This window comes from Streptomyces sp. NPDC042346, from assembly GCF_055581845.1.
On the sequence record NZ_JBVJEH010000017.1, the window covers coordinates 38,675 to 60,561 of the forward strand.

Here is a 21,887-nt window from a genome sequence, read left to right on the forward strand (position 1 = left end):
GCGTCGTCCGGTACAGGTCGGCACGGCGCGGGGGGCTCCCGACCCCACTGATGCGACGTGCTGTAGGCATCCTCGCACCTGCCACCGACAACACGCCCGCGGGTCGGCCACAAGTGATCTTGAATGGTCGGCTGTGGTCCTAAAAATGCCTGGTTGGGCATGCCTTCGGACCATGCCTGGCAACCGTCACGGCCCGCGGAGCGTCTTCTTCCGGACAAGTTCGGTGCATATTCCGCCTGTGGACGACCGGCCTGTGACCCGTTCGGCGGCACTAAAGTGGGTCGGACGCCCGGACGGGTCACAACAGAGAACAGGGACCCCGGGGAGCACACGAGATCACCCCAGGACCACGATCAGCAGGGAGCGCGTGACGTGCGGCCTATCGGCAGCAAGTACCTGCTCGAGGAGCCGCTCGGACGCGGCGCCACGGGCACCGTCTGGCGAGCCCGCCAGCGGGAGACGGCGGGCGCCGAGGCGGCCGTGGCCGGGCAGCCCGGCGAGACCGTCGCGATCAAGGTCCTCAAGGAGGAGCTGGCCAACGACGCGGACATCGTGATGCGCTTCCTGCGCGAGCGGTCCGTGCTCCTCCGGCTCACCCACCCCAACATCGTGCGCACCCGCGACCTGGTCGTCGAGGGCGATGTCCTCGCCCTCGTCATGGACCTCGTCGAAGGCCCCGACCTGCACCGGTACATCCGGGAGAGCGGACCGCTCACCCCGGTCGCCGCCTCCCTCCTGACGGCCCAGATCGCCGACGCGCTCGCCGCCAGCCATGCCGACGGCGTCGTCCACCGCGACCTCAAGCCGGCCAACGTCCTGCTCGCCGAGCAGGGCGGCCAGATGCACCCGATGCTCACCGACTTCGGCATCGCGCGCCTCGCGGACTCCCCGGGCCTGACCCGGACGCACGAGTTCGTCGGCACGCCCGCGTACGTGGCGCCCGAGTCCGCCGAGGGGCGCCCGCAGACCTCCGCCGTCGACATCTACGGCGCGGGCATCCTGCTCTACGAGCTCGTCACCGGCCGGCCCCCCTTCGCGGGCGGCACCGCCCTCGAAGTCCTCCACCGGCACCTCAGCGAGGAGCCGCGCCGCCCCTCGACCGTGCCCGGCCCGCTGTGGACGGTCATAGAGCGCTGCCTCAGCAAGAACCCCGACCGCCGGCCGAGCGCCGAGAACCTCGCCCGCGGCCTGCGCGCCGTCGCCGCCGGCATCGGCGTCCACGCCACGCCCGCGCAGATCGAGGCCGCTGACGGCGTCGGGGCGCTCCTGGCCCCGGACCCGGCGCCCGCGCCCGTCCCGGAGACCCCGGGGGCCGCCGACGCCACCCAGGTGCTGCCCAGCGGCGCCGGCGCCCCGGCGCACTACGACCCCGCCGCCGCGACCAGCGTGATGCCGACCAGCGGCCCGGCGGGCGTCGCCGACCCGACGGCCGTCATGCCGCCCGTACCGTCCCAGCCGCCGCAGTCCGAGGACCCGCACCCCTGGCAGAGCCAGCTGCGCGCGGCCCGCGACCGCAACGAGCAGACGCAGGTGCAGTACCTCGACCCGAGCGAGGACCCGCTGCGCCGCCGCCCGCAGCGCCCGCAGCAGCAGGGCCAGCAGGGGCAGCCCGGCCAGTACGGGCAGCAGGGCCAGCCGGGCCAGTACGGGCAGCAGCAGCCGCAGCCGCAGCACCAGCAGCAGCGGCCTGCGCCGCAGCGTCCCGCCCCGCCGCAGCAGTACCAGCAGCAGCACCAGCCGCAGCAGTACGCGCCCCCGCCGCCCCCGCAGCAGTACGCGCAGCCGCAGCAGCCGCCCCAGCAGCAGTACACGCCGCCGCAGCCGCCGCCCCAGGCGCCCGCGCCCCGCGAGCCGCGCCCGCCGCGCCAGCGCGGCGCGAACCCGATGCGGATCCCCGGCCTCGGCTGCCTCAAGGGCTGCCTGTTCACGATCGTCCTGTTCGTGGTCGCCGGCTGGCTCGTCTGGGAGCTGACCCCGCTCCAGGACTGGGTCGCCCAGGGCAAGGGCTACTGGGAGGCCATCGGCGACGGCATCACGAAGATCACGGACTGGGTCTCCACGATCGGCGAGGCCACCGGCTCCGGGGGTACTACCGGCGGTACGGGACAGTAATACTGCCGATTTATCGACTTCCGAAGGGTGATTTCGCTTCGGAAGTGACGACCGGCGGCTGCGGACGCGTAGCTTTGACGCGAACCGCAGCCGCTGAGGGAGCAGTCTTGGCACGGAACATCGGCAGCCGCTACACCGCCCACCAGATCCTCGGGCGGGGCAGCGCCGGAACGGTGTGGCTCGGCGAGGGACCCGAAGGGCCCGTCGCCGTCAAACTGCTGCGCGAGGACCTGGCATCCGACCAGGAGCTCGTCGGCCGCTTCGTCCAGGAGCGCACCGCGCTCCTCGGCCTCGACCACCCCCGGGTGGTCAAGGTCCGCGACCTCGTCGTCGACGGCAACGACCTCGCCCTCGTCATGGACCTCGTGCGCGGCACCGACCTGCGCACCCGCCTGGACCGGGAGAGACGGCTCGCCCCCGAGGCCGCCGTCGCGATCACCGCCGACGTCGCCGACGCCCTGGCCGCAGCGCACGCCGCCGGGGTCGTCCACCGCGACGTCAAGCCGGAGAACATCCTGCTCGACATGGAGGGCCCGCTCGGCCCGGGCGGCGCCCACCCCGCCCTCCTCACCGACTTCGGCGTCGCCAAGCTGATCGACACCCCCGGCCGCACCAAGGCGACCCGGATCATCGGCACCCCCGACTACCTCGCCCCCGAGATCGTCGAGGGCCTCCCGCCGCGCGCCGCCGTCGACATCTACGCCCTCGCCACCGTCCTGTACGAGCTGCTGGCCGGCTTCACGCCCTTCGGCGGCGGCCACCCCGGCGCGGTCCTGCGCCGGCACGTCACCGAGACCGTCGTCCCGCTCCCCGGCATCCCCGAGGAGCTGTGGCAGCTGATCGTGCAGTGCCTGGCGAAGGCCCCCGCCTCGCGGCTGCGCGCCTCCGAGCTCGCCGCCCGCCTCAAGGACGTCCTGCCGCTGCTCAAGGGCATTCCGCCGCTGGACGTGGACGAGCCGGACTCGGACCCGGCACCCGGGTCCGCGCAGGCGTCGGAGCCGTACGAGGACGACGCGTACGCCACCGGCACGGGCGCCGGTGAGCCCGGCCCGCGCCGGGCCGCCGTCCCGCTCGTCCCCGGCGCGTCCGCCGACTCCAACAGGGACACCCACACCTCCATGCGGGTCCCGGCCCCCGACGAGCTCTCCGGCGGCCCCCTCGGCACCGCCCGGGCCCCCCGCCCGGCCGGCGCCCGGCGTCCCGGCTCGGCCCGCCACAAGGCGGGCGTGGTCCGCAAGCGCCGGATCACCCTCGCCGTCGCGGCGGTCGTGGTCGCCGGCGCGCTCGGCGCCGGCGGCTACCTCGCGGCCTCCGGGGACGGGGACGCGCCGCCGCAGGACTCCAAGCAGTCCTCCCAGCCGTAGGGGGCAGCCGTACGGGCGCGGGGGCAGCCTGAGGGGACCGCCCCAGGGCGACCCCGGGGGGCGGTCGCAGGGGACAGCCGTACGGCCGTCACGGCCAAAGGTTCGGCTCCTCGCCCGGAGCCGTTACGCTGGACGCGTGGCAGTCGTCGATGTATCCGAAGAGCTGAAGTCCCTCTCCTCGACCATGGGGTCGATCGAGGCCGTCCTGGACCTCGAGAAGCTGAGGGCCGACATCGCCGTGCTCGAAGAGCAGGCCGCGGCCCCGTCCCTGTGGGACGACCCGGACGCGGCGCAGAAGATCACGAGCAAGCTTTCGCACCTCCAGGCGGAGGTCCGGAAGGCCGAAACCCTGCGCGGGCGGATCGACGACCTCTCGGTGCTCTTCGAGCTCGCCGAGGAGATGGACGACCAGGACACCCTCGCCGAGGCCGAGACGGAGCTCACCTCCGTCCGCAAGGCCCTCGACGAGATGGAGGTCCGCACGCTCCTCTCCGGCGAGTACGACGAGCGCGAGGCCCTCGTCAACATCCGTGCCGAGGCCGGCGGCGTCGACGCCTCCGACTTCGCCGAGCGGCTCCAGCGCATGTACCTGCGCTGGGCGGAGCGCCACGGCTACGCGACGGAGATCTACGAGACCTCGTACGCGGAAGAGGCCGGCATCAAGTCGACCACCTTCGTGGTGAAGACGCCCTACGCCTACGGCACGCTCTCCGTCGAGCAGGGCACCCACCGCCTGGTCCGCATCTCGCCCTTCGACAACCAGGGCCGCCGTCAGACGTCCTTCGCGGGCGTCGAGGTCCTCCCGGTCGTCGAGTCCTCCGACCACGTCGAGATCGACGAGTCCGAGCTGCGCGTCGACGTGTACCGCGCCTCGGGCCCCGGCGGCCAGGGCGTCAACACGACCGACTCGGCCGTGCGCATCACGCACATCCCGACCGGCATCGTGGTCTCCTGCCAGAACGAGCGCTCCCAGATCCAGAACAAGGCGAGCGCCATGAACGTCCTCCAGGCCAAGCTCCTGGAGCGCCAGCGCCAGGAGGAGCGCGCCAAGATGGACGCGCTCAAGGACAGCGGCAGCTCCTGGGGCAACCAGATGCGCTCGTACGTCCTGCACCCGTACCAGATGGTCAAGGACCTCCGTACGGAGTTCGAGGTCGGCAACCCGCAGTCGGTCCTGGACGGCGAGATCGATGGCTTCCTGGAGGCCGGCATCCGCTGGCGCAAGCAGCAGGACAAGTAGCAGGACAAGTAGCCTTCCCGGCTGACCCGTTCAGCCGTACGAGTCCGGGCCCCGCACTTTCTCGGTGCGGGGCCCGGACTCGTTCCGTACCGTCGTGCGGATTCGCTGGCGCAAGCGGCAGCGGGGCCGTCGGGGCGCTTTGTCGACAAGGGAACTGCTGTCACAGGGCCCGGAGTTACGGGTTTACGTCACAGTTGCATCGTCTCATGACGGGCACTTGTGGATCTTTCGGGCATCGCACGCGCAACGGCCTTGACGCTTCATCGGAAACTCGGAAGGGTGACGTACTGGCATGCGCATTTCTGGGGCGCGTGTGAACGGGGGCCGGCCCAGTCGTGACGCCGCCCCTGCTGCGCGGGGCCCCGAGCGCTGCCCCATGACGAGTTTGAGCTACTGGGGGTAGCAGCCAGATGACCAAGCAGATGCGAGTCCGATTCGCGCGCATCGCCGCCGGTGCGGTGATCGCCGCCGGAGCTTCGCTGACCGCGGCCGGTGCCGCGCAGGCCGTGGGCGCCTTCGGCGAGCCGGCCCCGACGGAGACGTGCCTCCCCGGTGACGCCGGTTGCGAGACGCCGCCGCCGACCACCGAGCCGCCGACCACCGAGCCGCCGACCACGGAGCCGCCGACCACGGAGCCTCCGACCACCGAGCCGCCCACGACGGAGCCCCCGACCACGGAGCCCCCGACCACGGAGCCGCCCACGACGGAGCCTCCGACCACGGAGCCTCCGACCACCGAGCCGCCCACGACGGAGCCCCCCACCACGGAGCCCCCGACCACGGACCCCGGTCCGGGCGAGACCACGGAGCCCGGCCCCGGTGAGACCACCGAGCCCGGTGGCGAGACCACCAAGCCCGGCAACGGCAACGGCAACGGTGGCAACGGCAACGGCGGCAACGGGAACGGCGGGACCGACCCCGGTTCGACCGACAGCCCCGTCACCCCGGACGAAGGCGCCGACGGCGGCTCCACCGGCTCCGGTGCGGGCGACCCCGGCACCTGCACCGTCGACCTCGACGGCGCCGAGTGCGTGGACACCGGCAACAACAACACCGACACCAACAACGCCGGCTCGCAGCCCGTGCAGCAGGGTCAGGCGAAGGAGGAGCTCGCCGAGACCGGTGCGGCCGAGACCTCGTTCCTGATCATCGGCGCCGCGACCATGATCGCCGGCGGCATCGGCTTCCGCATGCTGCCGCGTCTCGTCGCCGGTGGCGGCAACGCCGCCGTCTGACGGACCCGCGTGAGCGCGTGAGAGCGCGCGCATGACGAAGGGCCGGGGAGATCACTCTCCTCGGCCCTTCGTCGCGCTCCGGCTCGTCTGGGTGTCTCTCCCCGTCCGGTACAAGGTCTTGGGCCGTTCAGGCCGCCTGGATCACCGCGAGCAGGGCGATCGCGGCCAGCAGGGCGATCGCCAGCGTCAGAAGCATCGCCGGGGTCAGCCCCTGCGGGGTCAGGCGCTCCCGGTTCGCGCGGCAGACGCGGCAGCGGCCCTCGGCGACCGGGCCCGCGCAGTTGGCGCACACCAGTCGGTCGTAGGTCATGCGCTCTCCTCCTCCCGCACAGGGATCCACACCAGGACAACGCCCGGAGGGGTCCGGACGTTCCCCCTACCACTGTGCCAGCTCCGGGGCGTTTCGGCGCGCCCCGCCGGATTGTCCGCCTTCCGCCCGAAAGGGCGAAAAGGATAAAGCACGCAAGCCAGGACCGCGACTGCGCGGGCCATCCCCGTTCGCGTAAGGTCACGCACACCTACTCCCGGCCGACCGTGGTGCATCCGTGATCCGATTCGACAACGTCTCCAAGTCCTATCCGAAGCAGAACCGCCCCGCGCTCCGGGATGTCTCCCTGGAGATCGAGAAGGGGGAGTTCGTCTTCCTCGTCGGTTCGTCCGGCTCCGGAAAGTCGACTTTCCTGCGGCTGCTCCTGCGTGAGGAGCGCGCCAGCCAAGGCCAGGTGCACGTCCTCGGCAAGGACCTGGCCCGGCTCTCCAACTGGAAGGTGCCGCACATGCGGCGCCAGCTCGGCACCGTCTTCCAGGACTTCCGCCTGCTCCCCAACAAGACCGTCGCCGAGAACGTGGCCTTCGCCCAGGAGGTCATCGGCAAGCCGCGCGGCGAGATCCGCAAGGCCGTCCCGCAGGTGCTCGACCTCGTCGGGCTCGGCGGCAAGGAGGACCGGCGCCCCGGCGAGCTCTCCGGTGGTGAGCAGCAGCGCGTCGCCATCGCCCGCGCCTTCGTCAACCGCCCGATGCTGCTGATCGCCGACGAGCCCACCGGCAACCTCGACCCGCAGACCTCCGTCGGCATCATGAAGCTGCTCGACCGCATCAACAGGACAGGGACCACCGTCGTCATGGCGACCCACGACCAGAACATCGTCGACCAGATGCGCAAGCGCGTCATCGAGCTCGAGAAGGGTCGCCTCGTCCGCGACCAGGCGCGCGGCGTCTACGGATACCAGCACTGAGCGGGTCGGCGAAGAACAGGTAGGGGAAAGCAGTCACCATGCGCGCTCAGTTCGTGCTCTCCGAGATCGGCGTCGGCCTCCGGCGCAACCTGACGATGACCTTCGCCGTCATCGTCTCCGTGGCCCTCTCGCTCGCCCTCTTCGGCGGCGCGCTGCTCATGCGCGAGCAGGTCAGCACGATGAAGGACTACTGGTACGACAAGGTCAACGTCTCCATCTTCCTCTGCAACAAGACGGACGCGACCACCGCGCCCAAGTGCGCCAAGGGCGCGGCCACGAAGCAGCAGAGGGAACAGATCGAGGCCGATCTGAAGAAGATGGACATCGTGGAGACCGTCCACCACGAGACCGCCGGCGAGGCGTTCAACCACTACAAGCAGCAGTACGGCGACACCGCCATCGCGTCCGTCATCACGCCGGACCAGATGCAGGAGTCGCTCCGGGTCAAGCTCAAGGACCCGGAGAAGTACAAGGTGGTCGCCACGGCCGTCGCCGGCCGGGACGGCGTCGAGTCGGTCCAGGACCAGCGGAACATCCTGCAGAACCTCTTCGACCTGATGAACGGCATGAACATCGCCGCCCTCGGTGTCATGGGCCTGATGCTGGTCATCGCGCTGATGCTGATCGTCAACACCGTCCGCGTCTCGGCCTTCAGCCGCCGCCGCGAGACGGGCATCATGCGGCTCGTCGGCGCGTCCAGCTTCTACATCCAGATGCCGTTCATCATGGAGGCCGCCTTCGCCGGACTCCTCGGCGGCACCGTCGCCTGTGTGCTCCTGCTCGTCGGCCGGTACTTCCTCATCGACCACGGCATCGCGCTCGCCGAGAAGATGCAGCTGGTCAACTTCATCGGCTGGGACGCCGTCCTGGCCAAGCTGCCGCTGGTCCTCGCCATCGGTCTGCTCATGCCGGCCATTGCCGCGTTCATCGCGCTGCGCAAGTACCTGAAGGTGTGAGAAGACACCACTGACGGCGAACGGCGTCGTACGGGCAAAGCCCGTGCGGCGCCATTCCCTTGTCCTAGAGTGGGCGCCATGCCGGCCGGCACCGATCACCGATTCTGTATCCGGCCCCGCGGAGTGCTCCGTGGGGCCGTTCTGACGTTGGTCTTCACCGGTGTCCTCGCCACCGCCGCCGCCACCGGGTCCCTGCCCCGGCAGGGCGGCGCGGGCGCGGAGTCGTCGGACGCCGCCCGTACGGACACGGTGGACCGCGCCGCGCTCAACCGGGCCGCCGCCGCGGCCATGGCCGACGGGAAGTCGGGCAAGCAGGCCGCAGAGGAGTTCGTCAGCCGCAGTGGCGACCGCTGGGGCGCGGTGTACGACAAGAAGGAGTACGCCGACTTCGAGCAGGCCCTCGACGGCGCCTACACGGGGGTCGGGCTCTCCGCGGGGCGGGCCGCCGACGGCGGCGGGGTGAAGGTGACCCGGGTCCAGGCCGGCGGCCCCGCCGAGCGGGCCGGGCTCCGGGCCGGCGACCGGCTCGTCTCCGTCGACGGACGCCCGGTCGGCGCGCTCTCCGTCTCCGAGGTCGTCTCCCTGCTGCGCGGCGACGGCGTCTCCGGATCGACCGTCGCCGTCCGGGTCGAGCGCGGCCGCGCCGCCTGGACGAAGACCCTGCGCCGGGCCCGGGTCGCGACGGACCCCGTCACCGTCCGCCGCCTCGACGACGGGGCCGTCCTGATCAAGGTGGCCGCCTTCACCAAGGGCGCGGGCTCGCGCGTGCGGGACGCGGTACGGGACGCCCCGGCCGGCGCCGGAGTCCTCCTGGACCTGCGGGGCAACGCGGGCGGCCTGGTCGCGGAGGCCGCCGTCGCCGCCTCCGCCTTCCTCGACGGCGGCCTCGTCGCCACGTACGACGTCGAGGGCGAGCAGCGGGCCGTGTACGCGGACGGGGGCGGCGACACCGGCCGGCCCCTGGTGGCGCTGATCGACGGCGGCACGATGAGCGCGGCCGAGCTCCTCACCGGCGCCCTCCAGGACCGGGGCCGGGCGGTCACGGTCGGCTCGCGGACCTTCGGCAAGGGATCGGTGCAGATGCCGAGCACGCTGCCGGACGGTTCCGTCGCCGAGCTGACCGTCGGCCACTACCGCACGCCCGCCGGGCACGCGGTCGACGGGCGGGGCATCATCCCCGACCTGACGGCGGCGGAGAGGGCCGAGGAACGAGCTCGTACGGTATTGAGTGGCCTCGGAGGGGGCTCGTAGTGCGAAAATGACCGCACTATGGCAAAGGGACTCGTGAACGTGCAGGGCAAGCCTGCGAAGAAGAACCAGGACAAGGCGCCGGAGCGCAAGATCATCGCGCAGAACAAGAAGGCGCGCCACGACTACCACATCGTCGACACGTACGAGTGCGGTGTGGTCCTCATGGGCACCGAGGTGAAGTCGCTGCGGATGGGCCGCGCCTCGCTGGTCGACGGCTTCGTGCAGATCGACAACCACGAGGCGTGGCTGCACAACATCCATGTGCCCGAGTACATGCAGGGCAGCTGGACCAACCACTCGGCGAAGCGGAAGCGCAAGCTGCTCCTGCACCGCGAGGAGATCGACAAGCTCGAGTCGAAGTCGCAGGAGACGGGTCACACGATCGTGCCCCTCGCGCTGTACTTCCTGAACGGCCGGGTCAAGGTCGAGATCGCGCTCGCCAAGGGCAAGAAGGAGTTCGACAAGCGTCAGACCCTGCGCGAGCAGCAGGACACCCGCGAGACCAACCGGGCCATCGCGGCGGCCAAGCGCAGGGAGCGGGCGGCCAAGATCGCCTAGCGGCGGGTCGGCGGGTAATACGCTGGCGACGGCGCCTGTCGGTCACGTACGATGGGCCTTGCACACCTCGCAACAGGTGCGCGCTTTGAAAAATAAACATGGGGATGATCGGTTTCGACAGCGGATACCGATGCAGAGGAAGCGTGTCGAGGAAGCGGCAATGATCTCGTAAACCATATGTCGCAACCAATAATCGCCAACTCCAAGAGCGATAACTCCCGCTTCGCCCTCGCTGCCTAATTTTAGGTAACGACAAGAAGCCTCTGTGAGGAGCGTCAGCCCGGGGATGGTCCCGACCCGGATCCTGGCGTCATTTAGGGATCTAAACCTCTCACCCCGGTCACGGGGGTGAGAGGGAAATCAAACAGTGACTGAGCCCGTCGGAGACTTGTCCGCGTGATCTCCGGGGCTGAGAAACTCGTAGCGGACTGCGCACGGAGAAGCTCTGTTTCCGTACCGTTGGACGCGGGTTCGATTCCCGCCATCTCCACCGAGCGTCCGAGTGGCATGGCCCCTCGGACACCTCATCCCATGTGGGCAGAGGCCCGGCAGTCTTCGGACTGTCGGGCCTTTGTCATGCCAAGCCCGCGGATCGGCGACCGTGCCCGTCCTGTCGGCCGGTCAGTAGTGGTAGCGGGCCTTGAGGATCTTCACTTCCTTGTCGTCCGCCCGGTAGACGAGCCGGTGCTCGTCGTCGATCCGGCGGGACCCGTAGCACGACAGGTCGCCCTTCAGCGGCTCGGGCTTGCCGATCCCGCTGAAGGGGTCGCGCTGGATCTCGCCGATCAGGCGGGTGATCCGGCGGGCCATCTTCCGGTCCGAAGCGAGCCAGAACAGAAAGTCCTCCCACGCGGCGGGGTCGAAGTGGATGCTCCTCACTCCTCGCCCCCGGCCAGCTCCCTCAGCTCGTCCATCGTCTTGGCGGCCGTGGGTGCGCTCGCGCGATCGCGGGCCACGGCCTCCATGAGGCGCTGGGCGTTGGCGGGGGAGCGGAGCAAGTAGACGGTCTCCTGCCAGGAGTCGTAGTCGTCGGCCGACATGAGGACGGCGTCGCCGCTCTTGGAGGTGATGCGCACCGGGGCGTGGTCGGTGTTGACGCGCTCGATCAGGGGGAACAGTGTCGCCCTGGCTTCGCTGGCGCTTATGGACATGGGTCCACTCCTCTCTGTCCTGTACGACTTTATGGTACGTGATTGGTACCGGAAAGTCGTACGAGTTCAGTGAGTCGAGGGCCTCGCGCACAGTGCCAGGGCCAGTGCCAGGGCTGCCGCCGCGATCGGGACGAGGAAGCCGAAGGCGGGGAAGGGGGCGTGGTCGGCGGACCAGCCGCCGGTGGCGGAGCCTGCCGCGATGCCGGCGAGGAGGGCGGTCACCGCGAGGGTCATGCCCTCGTTGAGCCGGGACGCGGGCGTCAGGCGCTGGACCAGGCCCATGCCCGTGACCATCGTCGGGGCCGTCGCCATGCCCGCCACGAGCAGGCCGCCCGCGAGGGCGAGGAGGGAGCCGGTCGTGGCGGCCAGCAGCGGCATCGCCATCAGGACGGTCATCGCGGCCAGGCAGGTGCGGAGGCGGGCGGTGCGGCGGGCGCGGCCGTAGAGGAGGCCCGCGGCGCAGGAGCCGGCGGCCTGGAGGGCGAGGACCGGGCCGGCGACGGGGCCGTCCACGTACGCCAGGGTCACGACCTCCATGGAGCCGAAGATCGCCCCGGTGGCGAGGAAGACCGCGAGCAGCGGCACCATGCCGGGGGTGCGGAGAGGGGAGCCGGTGGCGGTGCGGGGCGCGATCGGGGGTTCGGTGGAGCGCTGTGCGGCGAAGAGCAGCACGCCGGAGAGGAAGAGGACCGCGGCCGCGAGGGTGCCCGCCTCCGGGAAGAGCGCCGAGCAGAGGAGCGCGGCGAGCACCGGGCCGAGCATGAAGCAGAGCTCGTCGGCGGCCTGCTCGAAGGCGTTGGCGGTGTGCAGGGCGTCCGGGTCGTCCCGGAGGAGGTGGGCCCAGCGGGCCCGGGACATGCCGCCCGTGTTCGGGGCGGTGGCGGTGGCGGCGGCGACGAGGAAGAGCGTCCAGGCGGGGGCCTTGCCGTGGACGCAGAGCAGCAGGATGAGGTGGCCCAGGACCGCGTACGCCGTGGCCGGGACGGCGACGCGCGCCTGGCCGTACCGGTCGACGAGCCGGGCGATCCAGGGGGCGGCCAGGGCGCCGGCGGTCAGGCCGGTGGCGGTGACCGAACCGGCCAGGGCGTAGGAGTCGTAGCGGCCCGCGATCATGATCACGGCGCTCACGCCGAACATGCCGCTGGGCAGTCGCGCGATGAGGTTCCCGGCGGTGAAGGCGCGGGTGCCGGGGAGGGCGAAGAGGCGGAGGTAGGGGTTGCGGGGGGTGGGGGAGTCGGGGGTGTGGGAGCGGAGGGTGCGGGGTGCTGTGGTGCGGGATGTCGTGGTGTCGGGGGTGGCGGGTCGGGGTTCGGTGTAGCGGGGGGCGAGGGCCGGGCCCGCCGGGGTGAGGGTGAGGTCCGGTTGCGGCATGGATCAAGGTTCGCGGGCGCGGCCCCCGCCGGTCCAACACCTGATCGGTGGCCATTCACGCACCTGTGTTGTTAAATGCGGCGGTGACCTTCTCGGGCCCCTCGCACGACATCGACCCCCGCCTCCTGCGCGCCTTCACCGCCGTCGCCGAGGAGCTGCACTTCACCCGGGCCGCCGCCCGCCTGTACGTCGCCCAGCAGGCCCTGAGCCGTGACATCCGGCGCCTGGAACGGGAGTTGGGCGCCGAGCTCTTCGTACGGACCACCCGGCAGGTCACCCTCACCCCCGACGGCGAACGGCTCCTCCCGTACGCACGGCGGGTGTTGACCGCCCACGACGAGCTCGGCGACGCCTTCCGCGCCGCGCCCCGGCCGCTGCTCGTCGACCTCAACACCCCCGGCCTCGCCCATGAGCGCATCCTGCGCCGGGCCCGCGAACTCGCCCCCGAACAGGAGCTGATGGCCCGCTACGAGAGCGGCCTCACCGGCGCCGCGCGGGAGATCCTCGCCGGGCGGCTCGACACCTCCTTCGGCCGGTACGGAGGGCTGGCCGCGGGGCTCCGGGCGCGGCTGGACAGCCAGTTCGTGCGGTACGAGCGGATGGCCGTGATCCTCCCCGAGGACCACGAGCTCGCCGCCCTCCCCGAGGTCCCGCTCGACCGGCTCGCCGGGGAGCGGATCTACGCGGGCGCCGGCAACGACCGCACGCCCGAGTGGACCGACCTCGCCGGCCGGCTCTTCGCCGGACGCGGGATCGAGGTCGCCGCGCCCGCGCCGCTCGCGATCGGCCCCGAGGAGTTCCGCCGGATCATGGCCAAGCACCGCAACCCGGTCCTCGCCGTCGTCGACTTCCCGCCGATGCCGGGCTGCGTGCTCCGGCCGCTCGTCGACCCCGTACCCCTGTCACCCGTGAGCCTGGTGTGGCGCAAGGGGCTGCGCCACCGGGGCCTGGACGTCGTGCGCACCGCCGCTGCGGAGATCGCCGCCCACGAGGGCTGGCTGGACCGCCCGGCGGACTCCTGGCTGCCGGAGGGGGAGCCGGGGATACCCGGACAACCCGCCACCCCCGGGACCGGCGAGTGAGCCGAAGGGACGCGCCGGGGGAACCTCCCCGAGCGCGCGGAGCCCTCGACGGAGGAGGGGGCGAGCACGGTCGGGGAGGTGAGCCCGGCTGTGGCGTCCCGGAGGTGAACCGAGCCCGAAAGAAGGAGGGGAGCGCTCACAGCGTCGTCGCGCGCCGGGTGAGAGCAAGGTTCCCGCGCCGTCACCTCGCGCGGCACCGGGCCGAAACGCGGCCTCCCTAGCGTCTGCGATCGGAGGACCGGGGCTGTGGACGCCCCAGGACCCGACACGGCGGAGGTGCGACATGGGCGGCCGGTGGATCGAACGGTGGGAACCGGAGGACGAGACCTTCTGGCGTGAGGAGGGGGAGCGGATCGCGCGGCGGAATCTGCTCTTCTCCGTGCTCTCCGAGCACATCGGCTTCTCGGTCTGGAGCCTGTGGTCGGTCATGGTGCTCTTCATGGGGCCGCAGTACGGCGTCGACCCGGCCGGCAAGTTCTTCCTGATCGCGACCGCGACCTTCGTCGGCGCGCTGATCCGGATTCCGTACACCTTCGCCGTCGCCCGTTTCGGCGGCCGCAACTGGACCGTCTTCAGCGCCCTGCTGCTCCTGCTGCCCGCCGGTTTCGCCTTCGCGGTGATGGAGCCGGGCACCTCGTACACGACGTTCGTCCTGGTGGCCGCGCTCACCGGCGTCGGCGGCGGCAACTTCGCCTCCTCCATGACCAACATCAACGCCTTCTTCCCGCTCCGCAAGAAGGGCTGGGCGCTCGGGCTCAACGCGGGCGGCGGCAACATCGGCGTCCCCGTCGTGCAGCTCGTCGGCCTGCTCGTCATCGGCACCGCCGGGGCCATGCACCCGAGGATCGTGCTCGGCGTCTACCTGCCCCTGATCGTCGTGGCCGCCGTGTGCGCCGCGCTCTTCATGGACAACCTCGCGCCCGTCAGGAACGACACCGGCGCCGCCAAGGAGGCCGTGCAGGCCCGCCACACCTGGATCATGGCCTTCCTCTACGTCGGCACCTTCGGTTCGTTCATCGGCTACAGCTTCGCCTTCGGGCTGGTGCTCCAGACCCAGTTCGGACGCACCCCGCTCCAGGCCGCCTCGCTCACCTTCGTCGGCCCGCTCCTCGGCTCCCTCATCCGGCCGATCGGCGGCTCCCTCGCCGACCGGCACGGCGGCGCCCGCATCACCCTGGGGACGTTCGTGGCGATGGCCGCCGCGACCGGCGTGGTGATCTACGCCTCCGTCGTCGAGTCGCTCGCCGTCTTCCTCGTCGGCTTCATCGGCCTCTTCGTCCTCAGCGGCCTCGGCAACGGCTCGACGTACAAGATGATCCCGGCGATCTTCCTCGCCCAGGGGCACCGCAAGGGCCTCTCCGGAGAGGCCGCCGAGGCCTACGGGCGGCGGCTCTCCGGGGCCTCCATGGGCCTCATCGGGGCCGTCGGCGCGCTCGGCGGGCTCGGCATCAACCTCGCCTTCCGCCAGTCCTTCCAGACCGCCGGCACCGGCACCGGGGCCTTCGTCGCCTTCCTCGCCTTCTACGCGGCCTGCACCGTCGTCACCTGGGCGGTATACCTTCGGCGGCCGACGGCCGTGCCCGAGACCGCGGAAGGTGCCGCGGAGGCGGCTGAGGAAGGGACCACGGCGGGGGGCACGGGAGCGGCCGTGGACGAGCGGACCCGGCCCGGATACGCGAAGGTGTGATCCACGGTGCCCGGCGCGGACCGTAACGACCAGGAAATACGGGCGAACCGAGTCCGTCACGCACCCCCGTCAGGCTCTGGCCCCATGGACGAGCAAGAACACGGCCCCCTCGCCGGCTTCACGGTCGGTGTCACCGCGGCGCGGCGCGCGGACGAACTCATCGCGCTGCTGCGCCGGCGCGGCGCGGCCGTCGTCCACGGCCCCGCCCTGCGGATCGTGCCCCTCGCGGACGACACCGAACTCCTGGCCGCGACCAAGGAACTCGTCGCCCACGCCCCGGACGTCGTCGTCGCCACCACGGCGATCGGCTTCCGGGGCTGGGTCGAGGCCGCCGACGGCTGGGGGCACGGCGAGGAGCTCCTCGCCGTGCTGCGGGACGTCGAGCTCCTCGCCCGGGGCCCGAAGGTCAAGGGAGCCGTACGGGCCGCCGGACTCACCGAGTCCTGGTCGCCCTCCTCGGAGTCCATGGCCGAGGTCCTCGACCGGCTCCTCGCCGAGGGCGTGGCCGGCCGGCGCATCGCCCTCCAGCTGCACGGGGAGCCGCTGCCCGGCTTCGTGGAGGCCCTCACGGCCGGCGGCGCCGAGGTCGTCGTCGTCCCCGTCTACCGCTGGATGCCCCCGGAGGACATCGGCCCCCTGGACCGGCTCCTCGACGCGACCCTCTCGGGCGGCCTGGACGCCGTCACCTTCACCAGTGCCCCGGCCGCCGCCTCGCTGCTCTCCCGGGCGGCGGAGAAGGGCGTACGGGACGAACTCGTCGCCGCGCTCCGGCACGGGGTCCTCGCGGTGTGCGTGGGCCCCGTGACGGCGCTCCCGCTCCAGGCGGAGGGCATCGACACGTACCAGCCCGAGCGGTTCCGGCTCGGCCCGCTCGTCCAGCTGCTCTGCAAGGAGCTCCCGGCCCGCTCCCGGGTCCTGCCGGTCGCCGGCCACCGGATGGAGGTCCGCGGGCACGCGGTCCTCGTCGACGGCGACCTGCGCCCGGTCCCGCCCGCCGGGATGGCCCTCCTGGGGCTGCTCGCCCGCCGTCCCGGCTGGGTGGTCTCCCGGGCCGACCTGCTGCGCGCGCTGCCCGGCGCGGGGCGCGACGAGCACGCGGTGGAGACGGCCATGGCCCGCCTCCGGACGGCGCTCGGCACCCCGAAACTGATCCAGACCGTCGTCAAGCGCGGCTACCGGCTGGCCCTCGACCCGGCCGCGGACGACAAGTACGACACGCCGTAGGGCCCTTCGGGAGGCGGGCGTTACGGTACGGGGATGATCGCCGAAGGACTCCGCATCCGCCCCGCCGAACCCGACGACCCCGCGGAAGCGGTCGCGCTCGCCGCCGCCCTGCTGCGGAACCGGGAGCACATGCGGCCCTGGGAGCCCTACCGCCCCGAGCGGTACTACACCCCGGAGGCGCAGGCCGAGCGGCTCGCGGACGGCGGGGTGCGGTGGTTCGCCGTCGAGGGTGACACCGTGGTCGGTGCCGCGATCCTCTCCGGGATCGCCCTCGGGCCCTTCCGCAGCGGCTCCCTCGGCTACTGGGTCGACCGGGAACACACCGGGCGCGGCGTGGCCACCGCGCTCGTCGAGGAGGCCTGCCGGGCCGCCCGCGAGGAGCTCGGCCTGCACCGGGTCGAGGCGTGCACCGTCCTCGACCACACCGTCTCCCAACGGGTCCTGGCCAAGAGCGGGTTCACCCGGATCGGCACCGCGCCCCGCTACCTCCACATCGCCGGGGAATGGCGCGACCACCACCTCTTCCAGCGACTCCTGCACGACGACCCGCCGCCCGGCTTTCCGGGATCCCTCCCGGTGAACGGTGATCGCGCCTGACACGGTGCCTTCCGGTGGCGTACGCTCGACGGCTGCCCAGTGCACGTCAGAAGGGGGCCTTAGGTGGCCGCGCAGGAAGCCGTGGACACGGTCAGAGACCGTGAGATCGGTGTCGAGCAGGAACATCTGGATCAGGTCTACCGCCGGCTGGAGGAGAAGATCCACGAAGCGGAGTTCCTGATGAACGACGCCGCCCAGCGGGGGCAGGTCGGTACGCCCGGCGCCCTCGCCGAGCGCGACGCCCAGGTGTTCCGCGCCGGCATCCACCTCAACAGGCTCAACAACGAGTTCGAGGACTTCCTCTTCGGCCGGATCGACCTGCTGTACGGCAAGGACGGCAAGAAGGGCCCCGACGGCGCGTACACCTCCGTCGAGCCCGCCGAGGACGCCGTACGCCCGGACAACACGGCCGACATCGGCGAGACCCTCCACATCGGGCGGATCGGCGTCCTCGACTCCGACTACGCCCCGCTCGTCATCGACTGGCGCGCGCCCGCCGCCGCGCCGTTCTACCGGTCGACGCCCGTCGACCCCGGCCGGGTCGTGCGCCGCCGCGTCATCCGCTCCAAGGGCCGCAGGGTCCTCGGCGTCGAGGACGACCTCATGCGCCCCGAGCTGCGGGCCGCCCTGGACGGGCGCGAGCTGCCCGTGATCGGCGACGGCGCCCTGATGGCCGCCCTCGGCCAGGCCCGCAGCCACACCATGCGGGACATCGTCTCCTCCATCCAGGCGGAGCAGGACCTCGTCATCCGCGCGCCCGCCGCGTCCGTCACGTACGTGGAGGGCGGCCCCGGCACCGGCAAGACCGCCGTCGCCCTGCACCGGGCGGCCTACCTGCTCTACCAGGACCGGCGGCGGTACGCGGGCGGCATCCTCATCGTCTCGCCGACCCCGCTCCTCGTCTCGTACACCGAGGGCGTCCTGCCCTCGCTCGGCGAGGAGGGCCAGGTCGCGATCCGCGCCGTCGGCTCGCTGGTCGACGGCGCCGAGGCCACCGCCTACGACGAACCGGCCGTCGCCCGGATCAAGGGCTCCTCCCGCATGCTCCACGTGCTGCGCAAGGCGGCCCGCGGCGCCCTGGAGACCCCGGCGCCCCGGGCACAGCTCGCCCTGGGCGACGACGACGAGGCCGCCGCGCCCACCGGGACGCCCAACCGGCTCCGGGTCGTCGCCTTCGGCCGGCGGATCGAGCTGGAGGCCGACGACCTCCGGCGCATCCGCCACAACGTCCTCGGCGGCACCGCCCCCGTCAACCTGCTGCGCCCGCGCGCCCGCCGGCTGCTCCTCGACGCGCTCTACTCCAAGTCCGGCGCGGTCGGCCGGCACAGCGACCCCGAGCTCGCTGCCGAGCTGCGCTCCTCCTTCGACGAGGACGTGTCGACGGAGGACTCCTTCCTCGGCTTCCTCGACGCCTGGTGGCCCGAGCTCACCCCGCGCGGGGTGCTCGACGCGATGGCCGACGAGCGGCGGCTCGGCCGCTGGGCCCGCCGGATCCTCAACCCGGGCGAGGTGCGGCGGCTCGCCCGCTCGCTGCGCCGCCGGGAGCTGTCCGTCCACGACGTGGCGCTCCTCGACGAGCTGCACACCCTGGTCGGCGCCCCGGCCCGGCCCCGCAAGAAGCGGGAGTACGACCCGCTGGACCAGCTCTCGGGCCTGGAAGAGCTCATGCCCGTACGCGAGGAGACGCAGTACGAGCGGGCCGAGCGGCTCGCCGCGGAGCGCACCGAGTACGCGCACGTCATCGTCGACGAGGCACAGGACCTCACGCCCATGCAGTGGCGGATGGTCGGGCGGCGCGGCCGGCACGCCACCTGGACGGTCGTCGGCGACCCGGCGCAGTCCTCCTGGTCGGACCCGGACGAGGCCGCCGAGGCGCGCGACGAGGCCCTCGGCAGCCGGCCGCGGCGCCGCTTCGAGCTGACCGTGAACTACCGGAACCCGGCGGAGATCGCCGAGCTGGCCGCGAAGGTGCTCGCCCTCGCCATGCCGGGCAAGGAGTCGCCGCGCGCGGTCCGCTCGACGGGCGTCGAGCCCCGTTTCGTCCCGGTACGGGAGACCGCGGGGAAGGCCGATCTGGCCGAAACCGTACGGTCCGAAGCGGCCCTGCTCCTGGAGCGGGTCGAGGGCACGGTCGGTGTCGTCGTCGCCATGAACCGGCGCGCGGAGGCCGCCCGCTGGCTCGCGGAGCTGGGCGACCGGGTGGTGGCGCTCGGCTCCCTGGAGGCGAAGGGCCTGGAGTACGACGCGACGGTGGTCGTCTCGCCCGCGGAGATCGCGGACGAGTCCCCGGCCGGTCTGCGGGTGCTGTACGTGGCGCTGACGCGGGCGACGCAGCAGCTCACGGTGGTCGCGGGGGCGGGAGACATGCCGGACGAGGCGGGGGTGCCGGACCTGCTGCGGGACTGAGCCCGGGGCCGCAGGGGATGGGGCTCCCGCGCCCGTCGGGGGCCGATTTCCAGTCAACCTGTGGCGCCGGAATCACTATCCAGAGTGGTTTGTTAGCCTTGTCGTGGCACCGGCTCGATCCAAGCCCCCGGGCCCAACCTTCGTCCCTTTGAGGGACCACTTGCCGCGAGGCGAGCATGGCGGGTCGGTGCCACTTAGACATACGCACAAAGTTGAGGCCCCTGTCACCTCCGGTGACGGGGGCCTCTTCTGTTTCCTCCGGACTTCTCGTATGGTGGAAACTACTTTCCGAAAACAAAATGACCGCATTACCTGCTACCGGCAGGTAGGTGCGACCATCGGAGGGCGCCGCCAGGCAACCAGCCGGGGCGGCGTAGCAACGAAGCTCAGGGAAAGCAGAGGAAGTCGGCCATGGCAACGGCGCCCAGCGTCTCGTACTCGATGACGGTCCGGCTGGAGGTTCCCGCGAGCGGAACCGCGGTCTCCCAGCTCACCACGGCGGTGGAGTCCCACGGCGGATCAGTCACCGGCCTCGACGTGACCGCCTCCGGCCACGAGAAGCTCCGCATCGACGTCACCATCGCCGCGACCTCGACCGCGCACGCCGACGAGATCGTCGAGCAGCTGCGCACCATCGAGGGCGTCGTCCTCGGCAAGGTCTCCGACCGTACGTTCCTGATGCACCTCGGCGGCAAGATCGAGATGGCGTCCAAGCACCCCATCCGCAACCGTGACGACCTCTCCATGATCTACACCCCGGGCGTCGCCCGCGTGTGCATGGCGATCGCCGAGAACCCCGAGGACGCCCGCCGCCTCACCATCAAGCGCAACTCCGTCGCGGTCGTGACCGACGGCTCCGCCGTCCTCGGCCTCGGCAACATCGGCCCGATGGCCTCCCTGCCGGTCATGGAGGGCAAGGCCGCCCTCTTCAAGCGCTTCGCCGGCATCGACGCCTGGCCGATCTGCCTCGACACGCAGGACACCGACGAGATCGTCGCGATCGTCAAGGCGATCGCCCCCGGCTTCGCGGGCATCAACCTGGAGGACATCTCCGCGCCCCGCTGCTTCGAGATCGAGGCCCGGCTGCGCGAGGCCCTCGACATCCCCGTCTTCCACGACGACCAGCACGGCACCGCCATCGTCGTCCTCGCCGCCCTCACCAACGCGCTGCGCGTGGTGGGCAAGAGCGTCGGCGACGTACGGGTCGTCATGTCCGGTGCGGGCGCGGCCGGTACGGCCATCCTCAAGCTGCTCATCGCGGCGGGCGTCAAGCACGCGGTCGTCGCCGACATCCAGGGCGTCGTGCACGCGGACCGCCCGGACCTCGTGGACGCCCCGGCCGACTCGCCGCTGCGCTGGATCGCCGACAACACCAACCCCGAGGGCGTCACCGGCACCCTCAAGGAGGCCGTCGTCGGCGCGGACGTCTTCATCGGCGTGTCGGCCCCGAACCTGCTGGGCGCGGAGGACGTCGCCGCCATGGCGGAGGGCGCCATCGTGTTCGCGCTCGCGAACCCCGACCCGGAGGTCGACCCGGCCGCCGCGCGCCAGACGGCCGCCGTCGTCGCCACGGGCCGCTCGGACTTCCCGAACCAGATCAACAACGTGCTCGTCTTCCCGGGTGTCTTCCGCGGCCTGCTGGACGCCCAGTCCCGTACGGTCAACACGGAGATGATGCTGGCGGCGGCCTCGGCCCTCGCCGACGTGGTCACCGAGGACGAGCTGAACCCGAACTACATCATCCCGTCGGTCTTCAACGACAAGGTCGCGGGCGCGGTGGCGGGCGCGGTGCGCAACGCGGCCAAGGCGGCGAGCGGTCGCTGACGGCGCGTCGCGATTCGCGATGCCGCAAACCCGCCTTTAGGGTGGCTTTTCGGCTCCGTACGGAAATCACGGAGTCGACGGAACGTCACCACTACGGGGCTCCGGCGCTTTTCGTGTGACCCCAGGGGGTGCCGGATTGGCGTTCCCGCCGCTGGTGGGGGCAGGATGCGTGTTTGGGCGCGAGGGTCTGTCATTAGACCCGGGTCCGGGGACTGTCCGAAGGCCCTGGCAGCATCGGCTTCGCTGTACCCAATCACGCGGCTTCCGCCGCGTGGCACGCCTCACAGGCAAGAAGAACACGGGAGTAACAACATGAACCGCAGTGAGCTGGTGGCCGCCCTGGCCGACCGTGCCGAGGTGACCCGCAAGGACGCCGACGCCGTGCTGGCCGCTCTCGCCGAGACCGTCGGTGAGGTCGTCGCCAAGGGCGACGAGAAGGTCACCATCCCCGGCTTCCTGACCTTCGAGCGCACCCACCGTGCCGCTCGCACCGCTCGTAACCCGCAGACCGGCGACCCGATCAACATCCCGGCCGGCTACAGCGTGAAGGTCTCCGCGGGCTCGAAGCTCAAGGAAGCCGCCAAGGGCAAGTAA

General features: G+C 71.8%; 19 protein-coding genes and 1 other RNA gene. 16 read left to right on the top strand and 4 right to left on the bottom strand.

What is annotated here, in order from left to right; genetic code table 11:
- The first annotated feature begins 372 nt into the window (after positions 1-372).
- From ACZ6K0_RS42180 to ACZ6K0_RS42195, 4 genes are all read left to right on the top strand, one after another.
- Positions 373-2,112, top strand: coding sequence for a serine/threonine-protein kinase (locus ACZ6K0_RS42180; RefSeq protein ID WP_469236081.1), 1,740 nt, complete (start codon positions 373-375; stop codon positions 2,110-2,112).
- A gap of 107 nt (positions 2,113-2,219) precedes the next feature.
- Positions 2,220-3,476: a serine/threonine-protein kinase gene (locus tag ACZ6K0_RS42185; RefSeq protein ID WP_376405295.1), complete on the top strand. Its 1,257-nt coding sequence runs from the start codon at positions 2,220-2,222 to the stop codon at positions 3,474-3,476.
- A gap of 136 nt (positions 3,477-3,612) precedes the next feature.
- Entirely contained in the window at positions 3,613-4,716 is a 1,104-nt protein-coding gene (gene prfB, locus ACZ6K0_RS42190; protein ID WP_376405297.1) for a peptide chain release factor 2, read from the top strand.
- 410 nt (positions 4,717-5,126) lie between these two features.
- Positions 5,127-5,951 carry an LPXTG cell wall anchor domain-containing protein gene (locus ACZ6K0_RS42195; RefSeq protein ID WP_469236082.1) on the top strand — a complete coding sequence of 275 codons (825 nt, stop codon included), beginning with the start codon at positions 5,127-5,129 and terminating at the stop codon, positions 5,949-5,951.
- Positions 5,952-6,078: 127 nt separating this feature from the next.
- Here ACZ6K0_RS42195 and ACZ6K0_RS42200 read toward each other — a convergent pair whose 3' ends face one another.
- Positions 6,079-6,261, bottom strand: a complete 183-nt coding sequence (locus tag ACZ6K0_RS42200) for a hypothetical protein (RefSeq protein ID WP_376405301.1) — start codon at positions 6,259-6,261, stop codon at positions 6,079-6,081.
- Between the two features lie 235 nt (positions 6,262-6,496).
- On the opposite strand from ACZ6K0_RS42200, the gene ftsE reads away from it, so the two are divergent.
- The 5 genes from ftsE to ssrA all read left to right on the top strand — a co-directional run bounded on the left by ftsE (position 6,497) and on the right by ssrA (position 10,444).
- Positions 6,497-7,186 (top strand): cell division ATP-binding protein FtsE, encoded by a 690-nt coding sequence (ftsE, locus tag ACZ6K0_RS42205; protein ID WP_024761477.1) that lies wholly within the window; start codon positions 6,497-6,499, stop codon positions 7,184-7,186.
- A gap of 38 nt (positions 7,187-7,224) precedes the next feature.
- A complete protein-coding gene (gene ftsX / locus ACZ6K0_RS42210; RefSeq protein ID WP_376405304.1) occupies positions 7,225-8,142 on the top strand; it encodes a permease-like cell division protein FtsX in 918 nt (305 codons plus the stop codon).
- Between the two features lie 78 nt (positions 8,143-8,220).
- The gene (locus tag ACZ6K0_RS42215; RefSeq protein WP_469236083.1) at positions 8,221-9,393 is read left to right on the top strand and encodes a S41 family peptidase; all 1,173 of its coding nucleotides are present in this window, start codon (positions 8,221-8,223) and stop codon (positions 9,391-9,393) included.
- Positions 9,394-9,411: 18 nt separating this feature from the next.
- Positions 9,412-9,951: an SsrA-binding protein SmpB gene (gene smpB, locus ACZ6K0_RS42220; RefSeq protein ID WP_260605744.1), complete on the top strand. Its 540-nt coding sequence runs from the start codon at positions 9,412-9,414 to the stop codon at positions 9,949-9,951.
- A gap of 100 nt (positions 9,952-10,051) precedes the next feature.
- Positions 10,052-10,444: a transfer-messenger RNA gene (gene ssrA, locus ACZ6K0_RS42225) on the top strand.
- 128 nt (positions 10,445-10,572) lie between these two features.
- On the opposite strand, the gene ACZ6K0_RS42230 is transcribed toward ssrA, so the two are convergent.
- The 3 genes from ACZ6K0_RS42230 to ACZ6K0_RS42240 all read right to left on the bottom strand — a co-directional run bounded on the left by ACZ6K0_RS42230 (position 10,573) and on the right by ACZ6K0_RS42240 (position 12,473).
- Complete coding sequence (locus ACZ6K0_RS42230) at positions 10,573-10,830, bottom strand: Txe/YoeB family addiction module toxin (protein ID WP_376405308.1); 258 nt, start codon at positions 10,828-10,830, stop codon at positions 10,573-10,575.
- On the bottom strand, positions 10,827-11,102 hold the full coding sequence (locus ACZ6K0_RS42235) for a type II toxin-antitoxin system Phd/YefM family antitoxin (protein WP_400148679.1): 276 nt from the start codon (positions 11,100-11,102) through the stop codon (positions 10,827-10,829). Before ACZ6K0_RS42235 ends, ACZ6K0_RS42230 begins: the two co-directional genes overlap by 4 nt.
- A 66-nt stretch (positions 11,103-11,168) precedes the next feature.
- Positions 11,169-12,473 (bottom strand): MFS transporter, encoded by a 1,305-nt coding sequence (locus tag ACZ6K0_RS42240; RefSeq protein ID WP_469236084.1) that lies wholly within the window; start codon positions 12,471-12,473, stop codon positions 11,169-11,171.
- Positions 12,474-12,556: 83 nt separating this feature from the next.
- Here ACZ6K0_RS42240 and ACZ6K0_RS42245 point away from each other — a divergent pair, with 83 nt between their 5' ends.
- The 7 genes from ACZ6K0_RS42245 to ACZ6K0_RS42275 all read left to right on the top strand — a co-directional run bounded on the left by ACZ6K0_RS42245 (position 12,557) and on the right by ACZ6K0_RS42275 (position 21,887).
- Entirely contained in the window at positions 12,557-13,555 is a 999-nt protein-coding gene (locus ACZ6K0_RS42245; RefSeq protein ID WP_469236085.1) for a LysR family transcriptional regulator, read from the top strand.
- A gap of 283 nt (positions 13,556-13,838) precedes the next feature.
- Positions 13,839-15,242, top strand: coding sequence for a nitrate/nitrite transporter (locus ACZ6K0_RS42250; RefSeq protein ID WP_469236086.1), 1,404 nt, complete (start codon positions 13,839-13,841; stop codon positions 15,240-15,242).
- An 84-nt stretch (positions 15,243-15,326) separates the two neighbouring features.
- Positions 15,327-16,466 (top strand): uroporphyrinogen-III synthase, encoded by a 1,140-nt coding sequence (locus ACZ6K0_RS42255; protein WP_376405318.1) that lies wholly within the window; start codon positions 15,327-15,329, stop codon positions 16,464-16,466.
- A 33-nt stretch (positions 16,467-16,499) separates the two neighbouring features.
- Positions 16,500-17,063, top strand: a complete 564-nt coding sequence (locus ACZ6K0_RS42260; protein WP_376405320.1) for a GNAT family N-acetyltransferase — start codon at positions 16,500-16,502, stop codon at positions 17,061-17,063.
- A gap of 63 nt (positions 17,064-17,126) precedes the next feature.
- Positions 17,127-19,469 (top strand): HelD family protein, encoded by a 2,343-nt coding sequence (locus ACZ6K0_RS42265; protein WP_376405322.1) that lies wholly within the window; start codon positions 17,127-17,129, stop codon positions 19,467-19,469.
- A 411-nt stretch (positions 19,470-19,880) separates the two neighbouring features.
- Complete coding sequence (locus ACZ6K0_RS42270) at positions 19,881-21,293, top strand: NAD-dependent malic enzyme (protein WP_376405324.1); 1,413 nt, start codon at positions 19,881-19,883, stop codon at positions 21,291-21,293.
- Between the two features lie 312 nt (positions 21,294-21,605).
- Positions 21,606-21,887, top strand: a complete 282-nt coding sequence (locus ACZ6K0_RS42275; protein WP_017237029.1) for an HU family DNA-binding protein — start codon at positions 21,606-21,608, stop codon at positions 21,885-21,887.

Coding starts and splice junctions, on each gene's coding strand:
- ACZ6K0_RS42195 (WP_469236082.1), top strand. CDS start 5,127: ATGACCAAGCAGATGCGAGTCCGATTCGCGCGCATCGCCGCCGGTGCG.
- ACZ6K0_RS42255 (WP_376405318.1), top strand. CDS start 15,327: ATGGACGAGCAAGAACACGGCCCCCTCGCCGGCTTCACGGTCGGTGTC.
- ACZ6K0_RS42270 (WP_376405324.1), top strand. CDS start 19,881: ATGGCAACGGCGCCCAGCGTCTCGTACTCGATGACGGTCCGGCTGGAG.
- ftsX (WP_376405304.1), top strand. CDS start 7,225: ATGCGCGCTCAGTTCGTGCTCTCCGAGATCGGCGTCGGCCTCCGGCGC.
- ACZ6K0_RS42260 (WP_376405320.1), top strand. CDS start 16,500: ATGATCGCCGAAGGACTCCGCATCCGCCCCGCCGAACCCGACGACCCC.
- ACZ6K0_RS42200 (WP_376405301.1), bottom strand. CDS start 6,261: ATGACCTACGACCGACTGGTGTGCGCCAACTGCGCGGGCCCGGTCGCC.
- ACZ6K0_RS42250 (WP_469236086.1), top strand. CDS start 13,839: ATGGGCGGCCGGTGGATCGAACGGTGGGAACCGGAGGACGAGACCTTC.
- ACZ6K0_RS42215 (WP_469236083.1), top strand. CDS start 8,221: ATGCCGGCCGGCACCGATCACCGATTCTGTATCCGGCCCCGCGGAGTG.
- ACZ6K0_RS42275 (WP_017237029.1), top strand. CDS start 21,606: ATGAACCGCAGTGAGCTGGTGGCCGCCCTGGCCGACCGTGCCGAGGTG.
- ACZ6K0_RS42240 (WP_469236084.1), bottom strand. CDS start 12,473: ATGCCGCAACCGGACCTCACCCTCACCCCGGCGGGCCCGGCCCTCGCC.
- smpB (WP_260605744.1), top strand. CDS start 9,412: ATGGCAAAGGGACTCGTGAACGTGCAGGGCAAGCCTGCGAAGAAGAAC.
- ACZ6K0_RS42235 (WP_400148679.1), bottom strand. CDS start 11,102: ATGTCCATAAGCGCCAGCGAAGCCAGGGCGACACTGTTCCCCCTGATC.